Source organism: Fonticella tunisiensis (assembly GCF_004364155.1).
Classification (GTDB): domain Bacteria; phylum Bacillota; class Clostridia; order Clostridiales; family Caloramatoraceae; genus Fonticella; species Fonticella tunisiensis.
The window spans coordinates 21,475-41,665 of sequence record NZ_SOAZ01000027.1 but is presented as its reverse complement, the minus strand read 5'-3'; the positions used below and the strand labels follow the sequence as shown (position 1 = coordinate 41,665).

At 38.3% G+C, this 20,191-nt stretch carries 21 protein-coding genes and 2 other annotated features; of the genes, 19 read left to right on the top strand and 2 right to left on the bottom strand.

What is annotated here, in order from left to right; all coding sequences use genetic code 11:
• Positions 1-171 precede the first annotated feature (171 nt).
• Positions 172-427 (top strand) — a binding site (T-box leader).
• 49 nt (positions 428-476) lie between these two features.
• The 13 genes from EDD71_RS12705 to rsmI all read left to right on the top strand — a co-directional run bounded on the left by EDD71_RS12705 (position 477) and on the right by rsmI (position 11,153).
• Positions 477-956, top strand: a complete 480-nt coding sequence (locus tag EDD71_RS12705; protein WP_133629118.1) for an Lrp/AsnC family transcriptional regulator — start codon at positions 477-479, stop codon at positions 954-956.
• On the top strand, positions 953-2,125 hold the full coding sequence (locus EDD71_RS12700) for an aminotransferase class I/II-fold pyridoxal phosphate-dependent enzyme (RefSeq protein ID WP_133629117.1): 1,173 nt from the start codon (positions 953-955) through the stop codon (positions 2,123-2,125). The genes EDD71_RS12705 and EDD71_RS12700 overlap by 4 nt, the downstream gene beginning before the upstream one ends.
• 100 nt (positions 2,126-2,225) lie before the next feature.
• Positions 2,226-3,371 (top strand): iron-containing alcohol dehydrogenase, encoded by a 1,146-nt coding sequence (locus tag EDD71_RS12695; RefSeq protein ID WP_133629116.1) that lies wholly within the window; start codon positions 2,226-2,228, stop codon positions 3,369-3,371.
• 240 nt (positions 3,372-3,611) lie between these two features.
• Positions 3,612-4,106 (top strand): hypothetical protein, encoded by a 495-nt coding sequence (locus tag EDD71_RS12690; protein WP_133629115.1) that lies wholly within the window; start codon positions 3,612-3,614, stop codon positions 4,104-4,106.
• 191 nt (positions 4,107-4,297) lie between these two features.
• Positions 4,298-4,474: a sigma factor G inhibitor Gin gene (locus tag EDD71_RS12685; RefSeq protein ID WP_133629114.1), complete on the top strand. Its 177-nt coding sequence runs from the start codon at positions 4,298-4,300 to the stop codon at positions 4,472-4,474.
• A gap of 349 nt (positions 4,475-4,823) precedes the next feature.
• Positions 4,824-6,239, top strand: coding sequence for an aminotransferase class I/II-fold pyridoxal phosphate-dependent enzyme (locus tag EDD71_RS12680; RefSeq protein WP_243116465.1), 1,416 nt, complete (start codon positions 4,824-4,826; stop codon positions 6,237-6,239).
• Positions 6,240-6,251: 12 nt separating this feature from the next.
• Entirely contained in the window at positions 6,252-6,881 is a 630-nt protein-coding gene (gene tmk / locus EDD71_RS12675) for a dTMP kinase (RefSeq protein WP_133629112.1), read from the top strand.
• Positions 6,878-7,207: a cyclic-di-AMP receptor gene (locus tag EDD71_RS12670; RefSeq protein WP_133629111.1), complete on the top strand. Its 330-nt coding sequence runs from the start codon at positions 6,878-6,880 to the stop codon at positions 7,205-7,207. Before tmk ends, EDD71_RS12670 begins: the two co-directional genes overlap by 4 nt.
• Before the next feature lie 65 nt (positions 7,208-7,272).
• Positions 7,273-8,238 (top strand): DNA polymerase III subunit delta', encoded by a 966-nt coding sequence (gene holB / locus EDD71_RS12665; protein ID WP_133629110.1) that lies wholly within the window; start codon positions 7,273-7,275, stop codon positions 8,236-8,238.
• A 1-nt stretch (position 8,239) separates the two neighbouring features.
• The gene (locus EDD71_RS12660; RefSeq protein WP_133629109.1) at positions 8,240-9,151 is read left to right on the top strand and encodes a PSP1 domain-containing protein; all 912 of its coding nucleotides are present in this window, start codon (positions 8,240-8,242) and stop codon (positions 9,149-9,151) included.
• Between the two features lie 120 nt (positions 9,152-9,271).
• The gene (locus tag EDD71_RS12655; RefSeq protein WP_133629108.1) at positions 9,272-9,442 is read left to right on the top strand and encodes a DUF362 domain-containing protein; all 171 of its coding nucleotides are present in this window, start codon (positions 9,272-9,274) and stop codon (positions 9,440-9,442) included.
• A gap of 132 nt (positions 9,443-9,574) precedes the next feature.
• Entirely contained in the window at positions 9,575-10,306 is a 732-nt protein-coding gene (locus EDD71_RS12650; protein ID WP_133629107.1) for a tRNA1(Val) (adenine(37)-N6)-methyltransferase, read from the top strand.
• A 1-nt stretch (position 10,307) separates the two neighbouring features.
• A complete protein-coding gene (rsmI, locus tag EDD71_RS12645; RefSeq protein WP_133629106.1) occupies positions 10,308-11,153 on the top strand; it encodes a 16S rRNA (cytidine(1402)-2'-O)-methyltransferase in 846 nt (281 codons plus the stop codon).
• Between the two features lie 45 nt (positions 11,154-11,198).
• Here rsmI and EDD71_RS12640 read toward each other — a convergent pair whose 3' ends face one another.
• Positions 11,199-11,441 (bottom strand): AbrB/MazE/SpoVT family DNA-binding domain-containing protein, encoded by a 243-nt coding sequence (locus EDD71_RS12640; protein ID WP_133629105.1) that lies wholly within the window; start codon positions 11,439-11,441, stop codon positions 11,199-11,201.
• Between the two features lie 436 nt (positions 11,442-11,877).
• Here EDD71_RS12640 and EDD71_RS12635 point away from each other — a divergent pair, with 436 nt between their 5' ends.
• The 3 genes from EDD71_RS12635 to EDD71_RS12625 are packed head-to-tail and all read left to right on the top strand — an operon-like array spanning position 11,878 to position 16,054.
• Positions 11,878-12,834, top strand: a complete 957-nt coding sequence (locus EDD71_RS12635) for a DNA double-strand break repair nuclease NurA (protein WP_133629104.1) — start codon at positions 11,878-11,880, stop codon at positions 12,832-12,834.
• Positions 12,835-12,845: 11 nt separating this feature from the next.
• Positions 12,846-14,684, top strand: a complete 1,839-nt coding sequence (locus EDD71_RS12630) for an ATP-binding protein (RefSeq protein WP_133629103.1) — start codon at positions 12,846-12,848, stop codon at positions 14,682-14,684.
• Between the two features lie 11 nt (positions 14,685-14,695).
• The gene (locus EDD71_RS12625; RefSeq protein WP_133629102.1) at positions 14,696-16,054 is read left to right on the top strand and encodes a CCA tRNA nucleotidyltransferase; all 1,359 of its coding nucleotides are present in this window, start codon (positions 14,696-14,698) and stop codon (positions 16,052-16,054) included.
• A 113-nt stretch (positions 16,055-16,167) separates the two neighbouring features.
• On the opposite strand, the gene EDD71_RS12620 is transcribed toward EDD71_RS12625, so the two are convergent.
• Positions 16,168-16,641, bottom strand: a complete 474-nt coding sequence (locus EDD71_RS12620; protein ID WP_133629101.1) for a hypothetical protein — start codon at positions 16,639-16,641, stop codon at positions 16,168-16,170.
• 293 nt (positions 16,642-16,934) lie between these two features.
• Positions 16,935-17,138, top strand: a binding site (T-box leader).
• An 83-nt stretch (positions 17,139-17,221) separates the two neighbouring features.
• On the opposite strand from EDD71_RS12620, the gene EDD71_RS12615 reads away from it, so the two are divergent.
• The 3 genes from EDD71_RS12615 (at position 17,222) to EDD71_RS12605 (ending at position 20,088) form a co-directional block, all read left to right on the top strand.
• Positions 17,222-18,232 carry an ABC transporter substrate-binding protein gene (locus tag EDD71_RS12615; protein ID WP_133629100.1) on the top strand — a complete coding sequence of 337 codons (1,011 nt, stop codon included), beginning with the start codon at positions 17,222-17,224 and terminating at the stop codon, positions 18,230-18,232.
• Between the two features lie 745 nt (positions 18,233-18,977).
• Complete coding sequence (locus EDD71_RS12610) at positions 18,978-19,559, top strand: nucleoside recognition domain-containing protein (protein WP_133629099.1); 582 nt, start codon at positions 18,978-18,980, stop codon at positions 19,557-19,559.
• Between the two features lie 10 nt (positions 19,560-19,569).
• Positions 19,570-20,088 carry a spore maturation protein gene (locus EDD71_RS12605; RefSeq protein WP_133629098.1) on the top strand — a complete coding sequence of 173 codons (519 nt, stop codon included), beginning with the start codon at positions 19,570-19,572 and terminating at the stop codon, positions 20,086-20,088.
• Positions 20,089-20,191 lie beyond the last annotated feature (103 nt).

The following is a 20,191-nucleotide window of genomic DNA, read 5'->3' as shown; positions in this document are numbered from 1 at the left end:
GTATGTTTGGATTAGACACCTATATCATACATGATTTTCACTATGGTTGCTATTTTTTTATTCTATCTGTTGCATTTAATTTTACAATGAACAAACTTTGAAGAAATTTAAAAAATTATTGAGTAGTCGTATTGTTTTTATTATAATGAATGATAAATACTAATAAATTGATTAAAAATTATGACGGGGAGGAGTACACAAAGGAAAACTTTTAGCGAGCCGGTGGATGGTGCAAGCACGGTAGTGGAACTTTGTGGAATGCAGCCCCTGAATTTCCTATCGAGAACTGGGGATTATTGTTTTTAATCCCCACATTAGAGACGGACGTGTCCTCACGTTACAGAGGAATGGAATGTTTAATTCCAGTAGAGTGAGTGCCTAAGGCACTAATTAGGGTGGTACCGCGAAAAACTCCTTCGTCCCTTTCATGGATGAAGGAGTTTTTTATTATATAAAAATCAGGAGGTTAGAGATTTATGGAAGAAATCCTTGAGATTTTAGAGAAAAACAGCAAATATACTGAAGAAGAAATAGCCATTATGACAGGAAAGTCTGTTGAGGAAGTGAGAGGAGCTATTAGAAAATATGAAGAACAGAATGTTATTGTAGGGTATACTACGCTAATCAACTGGGAGAAGACGAGCAAAGAAAGCGTAATAGCATTAATTGAAGTAAAAGTGACTCCACAAAGGGGAGAGGGGTTTGATAAGGTTGCGGAGAGAATCTATAGATTTCCGGAGGTAAAGGCATGTTACCTGATGTCCGGAGGATTTGACCTGACGGTGATCGTAGAAGGAAAAACTATGAAAGAAGTAGCCTTGTTTGTATCGGAAAAACTAGCCGTTCAGGAATTTGTTCTGAGCACATCAACACACTTTGTACTTAAAAAGTATAAGGATAAGGGAACTATTTTTGAAGATAAGCCGGTAGATGACAGGGAGGTAATCATTATATGAAGATTGAGGATATGATCTTAACACATGTAAAGAATATCCCTCCTTCAGGAATAAGAAAATATTTTGATTTAATGAATGAAATGAAGGGAGCTATATCCTTAGGAGTTGGAGAACCTGACTTTGTTACGCCGTGGAATGTAAGAGAAGCTGGCATTTATTCTCTGGAAAAAGGGCATACCCACTATTCTTCCAATGCAGGTTTTCTTGAACTGCGTGAGGAAATTGCAAAGTACTTAAATAGGAAGTTTAATCTAGAGTATGATCCAAGGGATCAAATTATTGTTACCGTTGGCGGAAGCGAAGGGATTGACATCGCCCTTAGAGCACTGGCAGGTCCTGGGGATGAAGTCATTATTCCAGAACCAAGTTTTGTTGCTTATAAAGGATGCACTATCTTTACAGGGGCAACTCCAGTAGTTATTAATCTTAGGGCTGAGGATCAGTTTAAGCTTACACCTCAGCAGCTTGAAGAGGCCATTACCCCAAGGACTAAAGTTGTCATCATGCCCTTTCCTAACAATCCGACGGGGGCTATTATGACAAGAGAAGAACTGGCAGCGATTGTAGAAGTGCTTAAGGATAAAGATCTGATCGTTTTATCCGATGAAATATATGCTGAACTCACATACGAAACAAGCCATGTATCTATTGCCAGCTTTCCCGAGATGAGGGACAAGACTATCGTTGTCAGCGGTTTTTCAAAAGCTTACGCAATGACAGGCTGGAGATTGGGATATGTATGTGGACATCCGGCATTGATCGATGCAATGAAAAAGATTCATCAGTATGCTATCATGTGTTCTCCTACAACAGCACAGTATGCTGCAATTGAAGCTCTAAGAAATTGCGAAGACGATGTGAATGAAATGGTGAAGGAATACAACAGGAGAAGGCGTGTACTGGTGAATGGGTTTAGAAAGATGGGACTTGATTGTTTCGAGCCCTTAGGTGCATTTTATGTTTTTCCATCTATAAAATCTACAGGTTTGACTTCGGACGAGTTTTGCGAGAAACTGCTCATGACAGAGAAGGTATTAGTCGTTCCTGGAACTGCCTTTGGTGCCTGCGGTGAAGGGTTTATAAGGGCTTGCTATGCATCTTCCATGGACAACATTCTGGAAGCGCTAAGGCGCATACAAAGATTTATAGAGAGTCAAACTACAATTTAATATACAATTACTGCCATTTAACAGAATATTTATGGATTTTAATCAAATGCAGATATAAAATATAAATAACATTAGTATATTTTTAGAGGTGATATAACCTATGAAATTTTTAAGATTCCATGGAGATGCCATAGTTACAGGAAAAAACTCCATTGAGTACTTAAAGGAGCTTGATTTTAAAAAAGCCTTTATAGTAACGGGCGGAAAGTCTATGTTTGAAAATGGGACAATAGGCAGGATAAAATCGATTTTAGAAGAAAAGGGCTGCTGTGTGCACGTATATTCAGGAATTACTAAAAACCCAACAACCGATGCGGTGCTTGACGGTTTAGAGGTAATGAGAAAATTCTCACCGGATGTGGTTATTGGTGTTGGGGGAGGCTCTCCAATAGATGCTGCAAAGATCATGTCACTATTTTATGAATATCCTGAACTTAATTTTGATAACGCCCTTGAAAGACCTCTTCCACGGGAGAGAAAGAAATTAAAGTTCATAGCAATACCCTCAACCTCAGGAACGGCAACGGAAGTTACAAGGGCAGCCGTTGTAACCTATGTTGATAGGAATATAAAAAAAGGGCTAAAGACGGAAGCGTTTGTTCCTGATATAGCTATACTCGACAGCACCATAACCCTTTCAATGCCTAAAAACGTTGTTGCAGAGACGGGAATGGATGCAATGACCCATGCAGTTGAATGCTATATTAACAAAAACATAGATGATTTTGCTGAAGTTTTAGCTGCAGGAGCGGTGGAAGGCTTGTATAGATATCTTCCACTATCATATAAATATGGCGATGAAGTGAGCAGAGAAAAGGTGCATAACTATCAGTGTATTGCAGGGTGCGCCTTCTCAAACGTCGGGCTTGGAATGGCCCATGGTATATCCCATTCAATAGGAGGAAGGTACAACTATGGCCATGGACTCATAAATGCAGTGGTGCTTCCCTATGTTCTCCAGTATAATTCAAGGGACAATGAGGTAAAGGATAGATTAGCCTATCTTGCTAAAAGGATAGGCAGGGATGATTTTATAAAGGCTATAAAGGACTTAAACAGGGAGCTTAATATACCATTATCCTTTAGGGAAATGGGGATATCAAGTGAGGATTTTGACAGGGACTTCAGCCTGCTGGTTGAAAATTCCCTTTCAGGTTCTACAAGGGTCAACCCCGTAAAGGCTTCACGTGAGGATATGATTATGGTACTTAAAAATATATACGACGGGAAAGACATAGATTTCTAAAGGACAAATTGTAAATATAATCAGAAAAATGAAGTAAAAATATTTTAATATGATAAAACATTTGTAAAACTTAAAGAAATGAAGGTTAAGAGTTATCTTATGAGATACAGCATAATAGTTTCATTAAAACAACGCTTTTAATGTTTAAACACATATAGAAGATTAATTTTAAGTTCGCCTTTATGTCCCAAAGGTTGTATAATCATCTTTGTTTAAATCTATTAATAGAGGGAGATTGACATGGGGACGTTATACAGGGAAATAGTTGAGTACAAATATCAAAGGTTAATCAAGCTTTTATTAAAAATTATATACGTTGTTCTTGCATTTGATGTAGCCTTTATATTATACAGTGCAAGAGATGCAATTCAAAAATCCGATTACGTGGGATATGGAGTTTTATCTGCATCAATTATTCTTGGACTGACTGCATGGAGAAAGAGTAAAAGAAAATATAGATATGCTATTATCGACAAAGAGCTTATAATTGAAAGGTTTGACGGAAATAAGAGAAGGGTAGAACTAAATCTTAATATAAAAAACATTGTATCCCTTGAAAAATTACCATCAAATACAGCGGCTCCAAACGTTGAAAAAGAATATACCTTTACATGTACCGGCAGAAGAGGGCAGGCTTATAGATGTATATTTGAAAAGAACGGAAAGCTCTACAGTTTTAACTTTGAACCTAGCAATGCCCTTTTAAAGAAAATAGAGGCATATAGATGTAGATAATCACTCCTTAGGGAGTGATTTTTTATTTACAATGTGACTTTTAAAGCTTGAAAGTTTTATATTTTAGGCCTTTCTGAATGCCTGCCGCTAATAAGTTTTTGATATCTGTTTGTATCAATTTTTTATAACAGCGAATAATATGGAAAAAAAGGGGAATAATATGGATAACATTTATTTGTGATGGTGATATTATGATATGTTCTGTATGCGGAGAAGAAACGTCAAAGTCTATAAAGCTGTTTGATAAAGACATATGTTCCCTTTGTATGATCAGCATAAAGGAAGTACCAGTAAACCATATATTGTATGACTTTTACAAGGACAGAATTAAGAAAATACAGATGCAGAAAATTAAGGAACTACTATAGGTAACAGGCTCATGAGTTATAACTTATTTAATGACAAAGCATAAAGAGCACTATGATAAGCAGGCCATAGTGCCCTTTCTTTTAGCGTTTTCTTAAACAAACTCCTGCGGGAGAACCTCTTAATCATTTTATACTATAAGCAAGGTAACACTTCGAAAGCGATTTACAAACATTCACCAGCACCCTTATCAAAGAAGTTCTAAGGCTTGGGATTTAAAAAAAGGAGGCTGAAGTGTAGAACAAAACACTACTAACGGCGGTGTTATTTTTGGTCTATTTAAAAACTGTAAAACTATATAATATAATTAAAATAAAAAATACCTGACGGGAGTTGATTGCGTTGAAGGATATGCCTGTTTTAGAGGGGCTTTTAAAATACATAGATGAAAACATAGTCCCTTTTCATATGCCGGGGCATAAAAACAATAGAAGGGGTTTTGAAGAACTTGAAATAATAAGGAAAAATTTATATAAAATGGACAATACTGAGGTTCCGGGACTTGATAATCTCCATATGCCCGAGGAAATGATTTTAAAGGCTGAGAAGATGGCAGCCAGGGCCTATGGTGCGGATAAAAGCTTCTTTTTGATAAACGGAAGCACCTCGGGAATATACAGCATGATACTTGGCACCACGAGGCCGGGGGATAGGATAATTGTTCAGAGAAATTGCCACAGGTCGGTCCACATGGCTTGTCTAATAGGAAGCCTTGATGCAGTCTATATAAACCCTACGGTACTCGATGGTTTTAACATTGCTGTCTCCCTTGACATTGATGAAGTGAAAGAAACGATGGATAAAAACCGGGATGCAAAGGCAATCGTTTTAACCTATCCGACCTATTATGGAACCTGCTCCAATCTTGAGGAGATAGTCAGGGAAGCCCATAAAAGAAATATGCTTGTACTGGTTGATGAGGCCCATGGGGCCCACCTTCCCTTTAGCAAAAAGCTTCCCAAAAGTGCCATGGAGTGTGGGGCAGACATCTCAGTTGCAAGCCTTCATAAAACAACTCCGGCCCTTACTCAAACTGCACTTTTAAACGTAAACAAAGGTATTGATCCTGATGGAGTAAGGTTTATGATGAGGCTCTTTCAGAGTACAAGCCCATCCTATGTGCTCATGGCCTCAATAGATGCGGCAAGGCACATAATGGAGAGGAGGGGAGAAGAACTTTTAGATGAGCTTTTAGAAAATATTTATGATTTAAAAAACAAAATTTCAAGGCTGGGTTATTATAGAGTCTTAGACGAAGGATGTAAAGGAAAGGCATCGATATATGACGTAGACTTAACAAAGATAGTTATTAAGTCTCCCTTTGGAGGAAGAAGGCTGGAGGAGATACTTAGAAAAAATTATGGGATACAGGTTGAAATGTCGGATATATATAACGCAACCCTTATATCAAGCGTTGGGGATACAAAGGACAGCTTTGAGATGCTGTATAAGGCATTATATGAAATATCACAAAAAAACAGGGAGGATAAAACCATCGATTTAAAATTTAAAATGCCGGGGTTTCAACCATCAATCAATATGAGGGAGGCATACTACAGACCAAAAAGAAAAGTGAAATTTAAGGAGTCAGCAGGCCTTATAAGTGCAGAAATGATTGCACCCTATCCTCCTGGAATACCTGTGGTGCTTCCCGGTGAAGTCATAACTTATGATATAATAGAATATATAGAACTAATTAAGGCAAATAATATACCACTAAACGGAATAGAAGATGGAACAGCAAATTATATATATGTTGTTGAATAGCAGGAGGTACACATGAGGGGATTGTTTATAACATTTGAAGGCCCCGATGGTTCAGGAAAGTCCACACAGATAAATCTTCTTAGAAAACATCTTGAGTCAAGGGGATATGACGTTTTATTTACGAGGGAACCTGGAGGAACGCCTATAAGCGAAAAGATAAGGAAGATAATACTTGATCCTGAAAATAAGGGAATGAACTCAGTTTGCGAAGCCCTTTTATATGCAGCATCCAGGGCGCAGCTTGTACATGAAGTTATAAAGCCTGCCCTTGAAAGTGGCAAGATAGTTATTGCAGACAGGTTTGTTGATTCCTCAATAGTATATCAGGGATACGCCAGGGGCCTTGGGGAGGATATGATAGAAAGCATAAACCGCTATGCGGTTTTAGGGGAGGAGCCTGATGTTACATTTCTTATAACCCTCCCGCCTGAGGAAGGGATAAAGAGAAAAAACAGAGGTGGTAAGCTCGATAGGCTTGAACAGGAAAATATACTCTTCCATAAAAAGGTACTTGAGGGTTATAATAATATAAAGGGAAAGTACAGCAGGATAGTACCCATTGATGGAACCCTTGGAATTGACGAAATACATCATATCATAAAGGATAAAATCGATTTTATTTTAAAGGGAGGGTTATTATGAAACTAATTATTGCCATAGTCCATGACGATGACGCCGGTGAGCTTATAAGCAGCATAACCGAAAAGGGATATGGTGTTACAAAGCTTGCAACAACAGGAGGCTTTTTAAAGGCGGGCAATACAACTCTGCTAATAGGAGTTCAAAAGGAGAAGGTTGACGAAGTTCTTGACATAATTAGGGATGTATGCAAAACAAGAAAGGGCATAGTGTCGCCTCCGGCACCAATAATTGGAGGGACAGGGGTCTATGTTCCTGCTCCAGTTGAAATTACAATAGGTGGGGCTACAGTATTTATAATTGACGTAGATAGGTTTGAGAAGATATAAGGACCGATATATTCGGTCCTTAAAAACATTTTATATAAATTCCAGAATTTACAGGAGTGATATATTTGTTCAGTGTTGTAGGTCAGGAATTCGTTAAGGAATCCTTTAAAAGAGCCTTTGAAAACAAAAGAATATCCCATTCATATATATTAACGGGCCCTGATGGAACAGGGAAGAGTATATTTGCGCTATATATGGCATCTTCCCTTTTATGCAGGGGAGAAGAAAAGCCCTGTAGAAAATGCAGTTCATGTATAAAAATAAAAAATAATAACCATCCCGATGTGAAGATAATATCAGGAGAAACGAAATCCATAGGGGTTGAAAACGTTAGAAATATAATAGATGAAATATATACAAAGCCCTATGAGGGGGATAGGAAGATCGTTATTATAAAGAAGGTAGATAATATAACTGTTCAGGGACAAAATGCAATACTTAAAACCCTGGAGGAGCCTCCAGAGGATACAACTATAATAATGCTTGCAGAAAACCTTAATTCAATACTTCCAACGATCCAGTCAAGATGTCAGATTTTAAGGTTTGCAAGAACTTCAGGGGATAGTATTAAAAATTTTTTAAGGAAGCAAAACTATGATGAGGATAAAATAAAAACGGCTGTAAACTTCAGCGATGGAATAGTTGGAAGAGCACTTAAGTTTTTCGATGAAAATTATTTAAAGCTCAGGCTTGAAACTATAGATATTGCAAGGAGGCTTCCAAAGAGCAGGCCGGGGGAGCTTATGGAGCTTACGGATTTTTTTGTTAAAAATAAGGATAAAATAAATGATATATTAGATATACTTTCAATTTGGTACAGGGACATTATAATTATTAAACACAGCAGGGATAAGGAGCTTGTAATTAATGCGGATTTTTATGAATTGTTAGTTGAGGAAAGTCGGCTTGTATCATATAATAAACTCAGCAGGATAATAGATACAATTAAGGAAACACGTGAAAAACTAAAGCAAAATTCCAACTATCAGTTAACCATAGAGGTTATGGTTTTAAATATACAGGAGGTATAGAATGATTACTGTTGTAGGTATAAGGTTTAAAAAGGCCGGCAAAATATATTACTTTGATCCCTATGAACTTGATATAGAGCAGGGAGACTATGTTATCGTTGAAACTGCAAGGGGCCTTGAATTTGGCGAAGTGGTCATAGGAAAGAGGGAAGTTGATGAAAGCGAAATCGTAGCTCCCTTAAAGAAGGTTATAAGGATTGCAACCCCAGAAGATAAGACTAAAAACCTCGAGAATAAAACAAAGGAAAAGGAAGCCTTTGATATATGTTTAAAGAAGATAGAAGAACACGGGCTTGCCATGAAGCTTATAGATGTTGAGTTCACATTTGATAACAATAAAATAATATTCTATTTCGTTGCAGACGGAAGGATAGACTTTAGAGAACTTGTAAAGGACCTTGCAGCCATCTTTAGAACAAGAATTGAGCTGAGGCAAATAGGTGTAAGGGATGAGTCAAAGATGGTAGGCGGGATTGGTCCTTGCGGAAGGCCCCTTTGCTGTTCAACCTTCCTTGGGGACTTTGAGCCGGTGTCAATAAAAATGGCAAAGGAGCAAAACCTTTCCCTAAACCCTGCAAAAATCTCCGGACTTTGCGGAAGGCTCATGTGCTGCCTAAACTATGAGCAGAGTACCTATGAGGATATAAGAAAGAAAACGCCAACGGTAGGATCCATCGTAAAAACACCCGATGGAGAAGGAGAGGTTGTTGAAAACAACATACTTGGAGAAAGTGTTAAGGTTAAAATAGCTGTAAATAGGGATGAATTTGAGATAAGAACATACTCCATATATGTTGTTCAGCTCATATCGGGTGAATATGAACATAAGGAGATTTCAGAGGAGGACATCCACCGCGAAATAAGCCAGGTTAAGGATGAGATAGAGGACATAGATGTTCTTCTCGATGAATAATGTAATAGGCTTATATTTCTGGTATACATTTAGCTAAAATCAAAATATTTGCTTTTCTTATTTGTTATATAATGTTAAAATAGAATGTGATACAAGTGTATCCTAAGGGGGGTGAAACATATGGCATATAAAATAACATCAGAATGCATAAGCTGCGGAGCATGTGCAGCAGAATGCCCTGTAAATGCTATAAGTCAAGGAGATACAACATATGTTATCGATGCAGATAGCTGTATAGACTGCGGAAACTGCAGCAGTGTTTGTCCCGTAGGTGCTCCAGTTGCTGAATAATTACATAAAAAAAGGCCCAAAATGGGCCTTTTTTTATATTGTCCGCCATTTAACTTCTTTTTGTTTTTATACTGCTTTTTAATTATAATATATTAGGCAAAAATATTAATAGAAAATACTTGGGAGGCATTTATGTTAAAAGAGGGCGAAAGAATAGACGACCTTGAACTTAAAGGTCTTAAAATAATACAAAACCCTGAGTGGTTTTGCTTTGGAATAGATGCAGTCCTTTTATCAAGCTTTTCAAAGGTTAAAAAGAGGGAAAGGGTAGTGGACCTTGGAACAGGGACGGGAATAATACCTCTTCTTCTTCATGGAAAATATGAACCGAAGGAGATTATAGGGGTTGAAATACAGGAAGAGGTTGCCGAGATGGCTGAAAGAAGTATAAGGCTAAACGGCCTTGAGGACAGGATAAGAATACACAGAGGGGATATCAAGGATTGCTTTAAGGACATAGGCGTAAACTCCTTTGACGTTGTTGTAACAAACCCTCCATATAAAAAGGGAAGCACAGGAATCATAAACCCCCATGACAAAAAGGCAGTATCAAGGCATGAAATACTTATAAACCTTGACGAGATAATATTTACTGCATCAAGGCTTCTAAAGGGTGGAGGAAGGCTCTATATGATACACAGGCCAGAAAGGCTTAAGGATATTATACTTGGGCTTGATAAAAACAAGTTTAGTCCAAAGAGGATGAGGTTTATACATCCAAAGATAAACAAAAGGCCTTCAATGGTTATGATTGAAGCTGTAAAGGCAGGGGGAGACTTTCTTTTAGTGGAGGAACCCCTATACGTTTACAATGAGGATGGAAGATATACAGATGAAATAAATAGAATATACGGGAGGTTGTAGGATGGAGGGAATAATATACCTTGTTTCAACGCCTATAGGAAACCTTGAGGATATAACCTTAAGGGCCATAAGAATACTAAAGGAAGCGGATATAATAGCTGCTGAGGATACGAGGCAGACATTAAAGCTATTAAACCACTTTGAAATAAAAAAGCCCCTTATAAGCTACCACGAGCACAATAAAAGGGAAATGGGAGAAAGGATAATAAACATGGTTAAGGAAGGGAAGGTTGTAGCTATCACAACCGATGCAGGAACTCCAGGGATATCGGATCCCGGGGAGGATATTGTGAAGCTTGCAATTGAAAATAATATATCTATATACTTAATCCCGGGGGCATCAGCTGCAATATACGGCCTTGTGGTTTCTGGGTTTGATACGTCAAGGTTTGTGTTTGAAGGCTTCCTTCCAAGGGATAATAGGGAAAGGAGGGCCCGTCTTGAAGAAATAAGGGATGAAAGAAGAACCATGATCTTCTATGAAGCCCCCCACAGGCTCCTGAAAACTTTGGCTGATTTCTATGAAACCTTTGGAAACAGGAGGATATCAATATGTCGTGAGCTTACCAAAAGGTATGAGGAAATAGAAAGGGTATCCCTCCTTGACGCAATTGAAATATATAAGGAAAAGGAACCAAGGGGAGAATACGTTCTGGCCATTGAAGGTAAAAGCGATGAGGAGATAAAGGAGGAAGCAAAAAGCCAGTTTGAAGGAATGGGCATAGGGGAACATATTAGGATGTACATAGATCAGGGGATGAGCAAGAAGGAAGCAATAAAAAGGGTGGCGAAGGAGAGGGATCTTCCAAAGTCCGAGGTATATAAATATAGCATCGATATGGAATAACTGAAAGTAAAATAACCTGTGCCACAGGCACAGGTTATATGTATCTTATTCACCCTTTAATTCACCAAGGCAGCTCTGGCAGATATTCTTACCCTTAAAGTTTACAACGTCCTTTGCGTTTCCGCAGAATATGCATGCTGGCTGATACTTCTTTAATATTATCTGCTCACCATCCACGTAGATTTCAAGGGCATCCTTCTCAGCGATTTCGAGCGTTCTTCTTAATTCTATTGGAATAACTACTCTTCCAAGCTCGTCCACTCTTCTTACTATGCCTGTAGACTTCATACCTTATTCCCTCCTCTTCAACAATGTTCGACAATTAACAATTAGATAATAACAAAAATACCAATTAAAGTCAATACTGTAAAGGATGAATTTGTAAAATGTTAAATAATCTTATTTAATTTAACACTTTGTGCCACTCTGAAAAGCCCATTGGAATAAAAGCAGAAAATGTTTACAGGTAGGCGCTGCGATAAAAAATATATTTCATTCACCAGTACGCTTTGCAAAGAAGTTCTAAGGCTTGGGATTTGAAAAATATGAATTTCATATATTTTTTATCTCCGCTTAGTTTCTGAACTGAAAAGCGGGTTAATCTAGAAACTGTTTTCATAATCTTGTGGTGAATTTTGTTTCATGCAGAGCTAGTTTTGCTTTAAAGACACTCATTATTTAAAAATTATTATTAATGTACTAAAATTATATACGAGGTGATTAAATGAAGCTTGAGGACCTTAGGGGAAGGCTCATGGCCGTAGATAAGAAGTTTAAAGAGATGTATGAAGGTTTAGAGAGAAATAAAATTAAATCTATAATATACGACAAAATGGGAAAACCCGTATCCCTTAAGAAGCTGAGTGGTTACGAGATTGAAAATATAACTGAAAAAAGGGGGATTGTTGGAGTTGATGGTTCAATAAACAGCTATGGAGGAATATACCCCCACTACATATCACTTATACAGTCAATGGCAAAATCCACTCTTCCGAAGGAGGAAGACATAATTCTTCAGGACGTATATGTTCCACTGTTTGAAGATGAAGATGGACAGGCAGAGGATGAGCTTAAAAGAAGGGCCAGAATGTCAAAGCTTGAACTTCAGGCAGCGTCCTTTGCAATGGAAAGCTTTTCATCAAAGGTCATATTCATGGACGGTTCTCTTATGCACTATGGAATAGACTGTCCATCTGAATGGAAAAAGTTTAAGGAAAAGGCAATATCTACAGGAAAGATAATAATAGGCATTACAGAGGAAGTTAAGACTAAGGACATAGCAGAGATACTAAAGACAGAGCTTAACCTTAATGACAGCATCTTATACGACAGGGAGGTACTCTTTGGCATTTTAAATGAAGGTGAGATGCTGGAATTTAGAAGGGATTTGAAATCAAAAAAATCCGAGAGCGGTATAAAAAGCTGCTATGTAAGGCTTTCAGAGGATCCCCAGGTTGCAGGCCTTGATTTTATTGAGGAGCAGTATGTAGAGGCACTAAAATATGCGGATTTAATATATACACTGACCCCTGAGAAGGGAAGGGGAATACCACTATGGCTTGATATAGTTGATAAAGAGGTAAAGGTAACGGATGAAATGGTAAAAAGCCTTGTGGAAAGCACCATAAGCAGGGAAATAAGGGAAATGCTCTTAAACCCTAAAAGAAGTAAAAGAGGATAGGAGGTTATTATATGCAGGTAGCGGGAATTACAAACCAGCAGGAGGTTTATGTCGTATCGGATAAAAGTCCCTTTAAAATAAACCAGATTCTTATAATCGAGGATGAGTCCCAGGGAAATTTAAGGGGGGAGGTAGTTGAAACCACTTCTTACAACAAATACATACCGTTAAACATAAACGGTGAGATGGCCGACAGCAAGGTACTTCAGTCCCTTAGAAGCCTTGGATATAACGTTGATGACAACACTATCTACATTGCAAGGGTAAGGCTTATAGTTGAAACTGAATACCCTGTTTCAACGGGCTCCAGGGTAAGGCTCCCAGAGTTTCATGAGGTTAAGGATCTCTTTGTAAAATCATCCCCTGATAAGGGGCTTGTCCTTGGGGTTATCAAAAGCACTGAGGAACTAAATGAAACCCTGGAGGATGAATACAGGGATCTTCAGTGTATATTTCAGGACGGGAAGATATATCCCCAGACAGGCGTTCCCTTCATTTTTGATATAAGATCAATGCAGCAGTACCCCCATATTGGAATATTCGGAGGCTCAGGTTCCGGTAAGTCCTTTGGAATGAGGGTAATACTTGAGGAGCTTATGTCCCTGAACATTCCAACGGTTGTACTTGACCCCCATTATGAAATGGACTTTACCCTATCCTCCGACGGCCTTGATGAAAAATACAGGGGGGACTTTTCAAACAAGTTTAAATGCCTTGAAATAGGTAAGCACATAGGTGTTAAGTTTACAGATCTTAGCACCAACGACCTAATAAGCCTTATAGGTGCAGCATCTGCAGGAACATTAACCGAGCCTATGGTAAACGTAATAAGCCAGATCCACAAGCCAAGGGACACCTATTTTACATTTGAAGAAAGGCTTTCCCTTTTAAGGGAAGCACAGGAGCTTGGAAGCGAAAAGAAAATACAGGATAGATTAAACGGTGCAGAGGATGAAATAGAAAAGGATAGATACAAAAGGATGCTTGAAATATATAGGCAGTACGGAAGCCTTCCTTCGGCCTCGGTAAATGGAGTTCACTGGAGGCTACAGAGCCTTTACAGGGAAGGATTGTTTACAAACGATATAAAGATGATTGAAAACTGCCTCCTTGAGGGTAAAATGGCTGTGGTTCAGGGGCAGATTAAAATACTTAACGTTTTTGCAACCTACATCATAAACAACCTCTATCACAAAAGAAGGGATTACAGGGACGGCCTTCAAAGGGGAGAGGCGGCAGAGTTTTTCCCTCCCTTTGTGCTTGCCTTTGACGAGAGCCACAATTTCGCTCCAAAGGGATACGAAACCTCTGCAAAGTCCATTATAAAGGAAATAGCCCAGGAGGGAAGAAAGTACGGTGTATTTTTAATACTTGCAACCCAGAGGCCCACACTTCTTGATGAAACCGTAACGGCACAGCTAAACACAAAGCTTGTGTTTAGAACGGTAAGGGCATCGGATATAGAAACCATACAGAAGGAAACTGATATAAGCCCTGAGGAGGCAAAGAGGCTTCCATACCTCCGCTCGGGGGATGCCTTTATATCCTCGGCTATCTTTGGAAGAACAATACCCGTAAGGATAAGAATGGCAAAGAGTACAAGCAACCATACGGAAAATCCATTTGATGAGCTCTTTGAAATGCTTAATAAAAAGGACATCGAGCTCTATGAAATGATAAAGCCCCACCTCCCAGTATATCCAGACGATCTTTTAAGCCTGTTAAACAAGTTAGATGGAAATAGGGTTAGGGATGTGGATAGCCTTATAAGAACCTTGGAGGTCCTTGTTGAAAAGGGATACATAAGGAAGAACAAGACAATATTTGGAGAGGCCTATGAAACTGCCTAGGAGGATATTTAATGAATTATATAGATATAATAAGAAAATATGCAGAGAACAAATCCCTTGAAATTTATATGGTTGGCGGCGCAGTTAGGGATATGTTTATGAAAAGAACTCCCTCCGACTATGACTTTGCGGTAAATGGAGACTGCCACAGCACTGCCAGGGATATTGCGGAAATTTTAAGTGGCTCTTATGTCAATATGCACAGCGATGTTGCAAGGGTTGTTGTGGATAAAACTGTATTAGATTTTACAAATCTAAGGGGTTTTAACATATATGAGGACCTTAAAAACAGGGACTTTACAATAAATGCCCTTGCCATTGATTTAAAGAACTTTGAAACAATAGATATTACAGGAGGAATTGAGGACATAGAAAAAGGGGTTGTAAGGTTTGTCTCAAACAGTGCAGCATGTGATGATCCCCTAAGAATGGTAAGGGCCGTCAGGTTTGCAAGCAGGCTTGGTTTTACAATAGATGAAGATACAGCTGAGATCATAAGGGATAAGGCATATCTTTTAGACATTATGCCAGGCGAGAGGATTTTAGAGGAGCTTTATAAAATATTTGAAAGCGATAGGAGCCATGTATACATTAAAAAGCTTGATGAGCTCAATCTTCTTGAAAGGATATTTCCAATTATAAGGCCTATGAAGAAACTTGGAAAGTGCAGATACCACGTTGTTGATGCATACACCCACTCCCTTCTCACTTTAAAGTTTTTCGAGGAAAATATAAGCAACATATTTGATACTGAGCATGGCGGAAAAATAAAAAATCATCTTGATGAAAACATAAACGGAAGAAAAAGAATATATACAACCAAAATAGGAGTCTTTCTCCATGATATAGGAAAGCCGAAGGCAGTAAATATGGATGGGGGTATTGTAAGCTTTAGAGGGCATGAGAAAATAGGAGTTCAGGAATTTAAAGAGATAGCTAAAAGGCTTGCCATGTCCATAAAGCAAAGGGAGATAATAAAAAGCATCATTGCAGGGCACATGAGAATACTTGGACTATTCAAGCAGGGTGCATCGGACAGGGCACTTTACAGGCTGTTTGCAGATTTACAGGATAACACCATAGACGTCCTTCTATGCTCACTTTATGATATAACTGCCACAAGAAGCCTTTTAGATGAAGATGGAGAAAGCAGAAAATACTCCGATTTTATATTGAATTTAATTGATGGATATTATAGATATGAAAGCAGCAGGAAAAAGTTTCTAACAGGCAGGGATATAATGGATATCACCGGTGCAGAGGGCAGTAGGATAGGAAAATTATTAAAGATGGTGGAGGAGCAGGCCTTTTATGGCAATATTAAAACCAGGGAGGATGCTGTAAATTTTGTAAAAAGAGTTGGGGGATAATAGTTTGATGAAACTATGACAAAGAATGATGTGAAATTCTCCATCCTAAAGAATTTTGCCAGGAATGGATGGCATGTATTAATAGGGGCAGACTTTTTGCCTGCCCGCTTAATTTACCCAACCATTTCCATTCTTTCACTGGAATTTCTCACAGCTATATTTAATGTGAATTCATCTCCATCCTTTACAATCTGAAAGTTGGAAACTGTGTTTTCCATATCTGAAATCCACCTGTAGTATTCAATGGTCAGCGTTCCAACTTTAGCGGATTTTATATAAAGTATTTTACCGTAGTCGGAAAACCATTTCATCATCTCATTAAGCTCCATACGTTCTGCTGCTGGATATATATCAAGGCGCTGCCTTGATAAGTTATATAGTGGAAATTTTTTATGAACACTTCCATATCGGTTTTTAAAAAGGTTCAGGTCTTCAAAGTATTCCGATATATATGGGTTGTTCATGTTGTAAAGTTCATACACACCACAGTAGTTTCTTTTTAATACCCTTACATCTCCTTCCTTAATTTCTACCAGTACTTTGCTGCCCTTCTTAAGGTTGGCAACTTCATCGGGTTTAAAAAGCATCTCTCCACCTCCACATTCTGGAGCCCTACCAGGATGTCATTACCCCATTAGTTTTATATATTATAACACATGATGCCTCACAGAATATTAAAAACATATTAATTATTTCTTAAATAATCCCTTTTTGTCCTTCCATCCAGGAGAAGGTGCCATAGTAGCTTCATCAGATAGTGTTAGTGGATATATGTACCAGAAAACCTTTTAAAATTTACCTGGAAGCATTAAATATTAAGTTTATTTAATTGATAATTTTTACAAAACTGATATAATATGTATAAATAAATTGCTGCCATAAAAATACAATGATAGGGACAAGTAATCAGCAGGAGGTTTTACAGAGAGCGGGGGGAGCTGAGAACCCGCAGACTATGGCTGTTGAAATTCACCCTTAAGTAGCAGGCTGAAATCGCAACTGAGATTAGGCTGAGCCGGTGTATGCCGTTATCTAAAAGAGCAATAAATTTGGGTGGTACCGTGAACAGACCTTCGCCCCATGGGAGGAGGTCTGTTTTTTTATACACTGAAAAATGATGGATTGGATTATGAAATCATAATTTGAAAATTTAAGGAGGAAATGAGTATGAAAGGTAAAAAGAAAGTTGTTTACTCAATTATGATTTTTGCATTGTGTTTGTCTGTATTAACAGGGTGTACAAGAGGCACATCATCAAATTCTTCAAAGCACAGGGAAAACAAAATTAAAATTGGGATTTCACAGATTGTAGAGCATAAATCTCTGGATGATGCCAGAAAAGGATTTATTGACGCCCTGGCGGCCAACGGGTATAAGGAAGGAGAAAACTTGGAAATAGACTTTCAAAATGCGCAGGGGGATATACCCACAGCTCAATTAATTGCAGAGAACTTCGTATCAGATAAGGTAGATATGATCCTGGCCATTGCAACGCCATCAGCTCAAGCAGCCTATAACGCAACAAAGGAAATTCCGATACTCATTACGGCAGTAACTGACCCATTGAAGGCGGGGCTTGTTAAATCCTTCGAGGTATCCGGGACGAATGTTGCAGGAACAACTGATGCAGCTCCTATGGAGAAACAGTTTGAATTATTAAAAAAGCTGTTGCCAGGGGCAAAGAGGGTTGGAATACTTTATAATACAAGCGAGGTTAATTCAGAGGTTGAGGTTGAGAGGGCTAAAAAGTTAGCTTCTGAGTTTGGCCTGGAAATAGTTACTTCGGGCATTACAAATGTAAACGAGATTCCACAGGCAATTGGTTCCCTAACCAATAATATAGACGTTCTATACGCTCCGGCTGACAATCTTGTTGCATCGTCGATGGCCATGATAGCATCCCTTTGCGCAGAAAAGAAGATACCTATCATAGGTGCTGTAAAGGATGAGGTGAAGCTGGGAGCACTTGCCACTGAAGGTATAGACTATTATAAGCTTGGATATCAAACCGGAGAAATGGCAGTCGAAATACTCAAGGGAAAAAATCCAAAGGACATGCCAATAGATTCTCTTTCAGATACGGAGCTTGTGATAAATCTAGATGCTGCAGAGAAGCTTAATATTGCTATACCTGAGGATTTGAAGGTAAAGGCAACAATTGTTGGGAGTGAAGAATAATTTTTAAAAGGTGGCAGGATCGGTACCAGCCTCATCAGATATAAGATATTGGTTATCAAACTAAAAACAGGCTTCTCAAAGCATGATTTGAGAAGCCTGTTTTTTACTTTATATGCCTTTACGCTGCAAAGCCTCCTGAACAGAAGAAAATGAAGAATGTGAAGATAGGGTTTGATATATAATACAGAAAAAATTTAGTTTTACAAATATGATTAATTTGTTATAATATGAATTAAATGGAAATTAATTTATGGGACATCGGAGGTTTTTACACGACTGAAGGTTTACGAAAAAATTTGCCCGTGGACACGATTCAAGGCATTGAAAAATCTAGGATACCAAACGGAGTTTTAATCAAACCATGTTGGAATTATAGAATAATGGATAGTGGTCAGTGGATGGTGATTGGTTGATGATAGAAAAGGGGAGAACATCGATCTCCCTTTTTTGTTGTTATTCGTATCGCTAGTAGCTGTTCACGTACTTTTGGGCCTTTACAATTTTTATAAGCTTTTCTCTTTGCTCTCGATTTACTCTTATCCTATCGATCAGTTTTCTCATATAAACTATAGTAATTCGATTTATATAAATATCCATTAGTTAATTCATTATTGCCCTATTGGGTATGGATTTTTGGCGTCTTGTACTAGCATAACAAGTTAAATTATAAATTGATGTAATGGACACCACTGAAAAAAGTACAGATTTCATAAAATACCGCATAGATTTATTATGAGGTGGTGGAATGATCAACTGGATATGGTTTTTAATGATAATAGCAGGGATTATATCCTTCCTACTTAAAGGCGATGGGAAAGGGCTTATGGAGACTATGACAGAGTCTGCACAGAAGTCAATAGAGCTTTTAATAGGACTTGGGGGGATAATGGCAGTATGGTCAGGGATTATGAAGCTGTGCGAAGGGGCAGGGATAGTGGACTTTATTGCAAAGGTACTTTCCTTTCCCATGAAGCTTTTATTTCCGGGGCTTGAAAGGAAGAACAAGAAGGCGTCAGGGGCTATCATAATGAATATAGCCTCCAACATGATGGGACTTTCAAATGCAGCAACCCCCTTTGGAATAAAGGCAATGGAGGAGCTTCAGCGGATAAACCCTGATAGGGAGAGGGCATCGGATTACATGGTAACCTTTCTTATAGTAAACGCAGCCTGCATTCAGCTTCTGCCTACAACCGTTCTATCCATTATGTCAGGTCTTAAGTCCTCAAATCCAACGGAAATAATACTTCCAGGCGTTATTACAACGATCATTGCCCTTGTATCGGGAATTATATCAAGTATATTTTTAAAAAGATTTTATAGATGAGGTTTAGATTATGGGGTTTAGCGTTTTTATAATACCGATACTTATTATGATTATTTTATTTACCGCCATTTTAAAGGGGGTTAAGGTATACGAAACCTTTGTCGCAGGGGCAAAGGATGGGTTCCAGTCGGTGTACAGGATTGCGCCATACCTTCTCACCATGCTTTTTGCAATAGACGTATTTAGAAGATCGGGGGCCATGGATTATCTTATAAACATTATTAGCCCGTTATCCCATTTTCTAAATATACCTGAAGGGGTTATCCCGATGATTGTCATAAAGCCCCTGTCGGGAAGCGGCGCACTGGGGGTTATGACCGATATAATGAAAACCTACGGAGTAGATTCCATTGAGGGAAAAATTGCAGCAGTTATGATGGGGTCAACCGAGACAATATTTTATACCCTGTCAGTTTACTTTGGAGTCTGTCAGATTAAAAAAGTAAGGCACAGCCTCCCGGCAGCCCTTATTGCCCACATAGCAGGAAGCCTGGCAGCAGTGTACATATGTTATATGTTTTTTAAGTGACTAAAAAAACTTTCTGCACAAAGGAAGTATTCTACTTTTATTCCAATGAACTTTTCAGAGCAACACAACAAGTTAAGGTAAATAAAAGGTTGTGGTCTAAAAT

Bases quoted from the DNA above. Each gene is read 5' to 3' on its own strand.
- EDD71_RS12705 (WP_133629118.1), top strand. From the start codon at position 477: ATGGAAGAAATCCTTGAGATTTTAGAGAAAAACAGCAAATATACTGAA.
- EDD71_RS12700 (WP_133629117.1), top strand. From the start codon at position 953: ATGAAGATTGAGGATATGATCTTAACACATGTAAAGAATATCCCTCCT.
- EDD71_RS12695 (WP_133629116.1), top strand. From the start codon at position 2,226: ATGAAATTTTTAAGATTCCATGGAGATGCCATAGTTACAGGAAAAAAC.
- EDD71_RS12690 (WP_133629115.1), top strand. From the start codon at position 3,612: ATGGGGACGTTATACAGGGAAATAGTTGAGTACAAATATCAAAGGTTA.
- EDD71_RS12685 (WP_133629114.1), top strand. From the start codon at position 4,298: ATGATATGTTCTGTATGCGGAGAAGAAACGTCAAAGTCTATAAAGCTG.
- EDD71_RS12680 (WP_243116465.1), top strand. From the start codon at position 4,824: ATGCCTGTTTTAGAGGGGCTTTTAAAATACATAGATGAAAACATAGTC.
- tmk (WP_133629112.1), top strand. From the start codon at position 6,252: ATGAGGGGATTGTTTATAACATTTGAAGGCCCCGATGGTTCAGGAAAG.
- EDD71_RS12670 (WP_133629111.1), top strand. From the start codon at position 6,878: ATGAAACTAATTATTGCCATAGTCCATGACGATGACGCCGGTGAGCTT.
- EDD71_RS12660 (WP_133629109.1), top strand. From the start codon at position 8,240: ATGATTACTGTTGTAGGTATAAGGTTTAAAAAGGCCGGCAAAATATAT.
- EDD71_RS12655 (WP_133629108.1), top strand. From the start codon at position 9,272: ATGGCATATAAAATAACATCAGAATGCATAAGCTGCGGAGCATGTGCA.
- EDD71_RS12650 (WP_133629107.1), top strand. From the start codon at position 9,575: ATGTTAAAAGAGGGCGAAAGAATAGACGACCTTGAACTTAAAGGTCTT.
- rsmI (WP_133629106.1), top strand. From the start codon at position 10,308: ATGGAGGGAATAATATACCTTGTTTCAACGCCTATAGGAAACCTTGAG.
- EDD71_RS12640 (WP_133629105.1), bottom strand. From the start codon at position 11,441: ATGAAGTCTACAGGCATAGTAAGAAGAGTGGACGAGCTTGGAAGAGTA.
- EDD71_RS12635 (WP_133629104.1), top strand. From the start codon at position 11,878: ATGAAGCTTGAGGACCTTAGGGGAAGGCTCATGGCCGTAGATAAGAAG.
- EDD71_RS12630 (WP_133629103.1), top strand. From the start codon at position 12,846: ATGCAGGTAGCGGGAATTACAAACCAGCAGGAGGTTTATGTCGTATCG.
- EDD71_RS12625 (WP_133629102.1), top strand. From the start codon at position 14,696: ATGAATTATATAGATATAATAAGAAAATATGCAGAGAACAAATCCCTT.
- EDD71_RS12620 (WP_133629101.1), bottom strand. From the start codon at position 16,641: ATGCTTTTTAAACCCGATGAAGTTGCCAACCTTAAGAAGGGCAGCAAA.
- EDD71_RS12615 (WP_133629100.1), top strand. From the start codon at position 17,222: ATGAAAGGTAAAAAGAAAGTTGTTTACTCAATTATGATTTTTGCATTG.
- EDD71_RS12610 (WP_133629099.1), top strand. From the start codon at position 18,978: ATGATCAACTGGATATGGTTTTTAATGATAATAGCAGGGATTATATCC.
- EDD71_RS12605 (WP_133629098.1), top strand. From the start codon at position 19,570: ATGGGGTTTAGCGTTTTTATAATACCGATACTTATTATGATTATTTTA.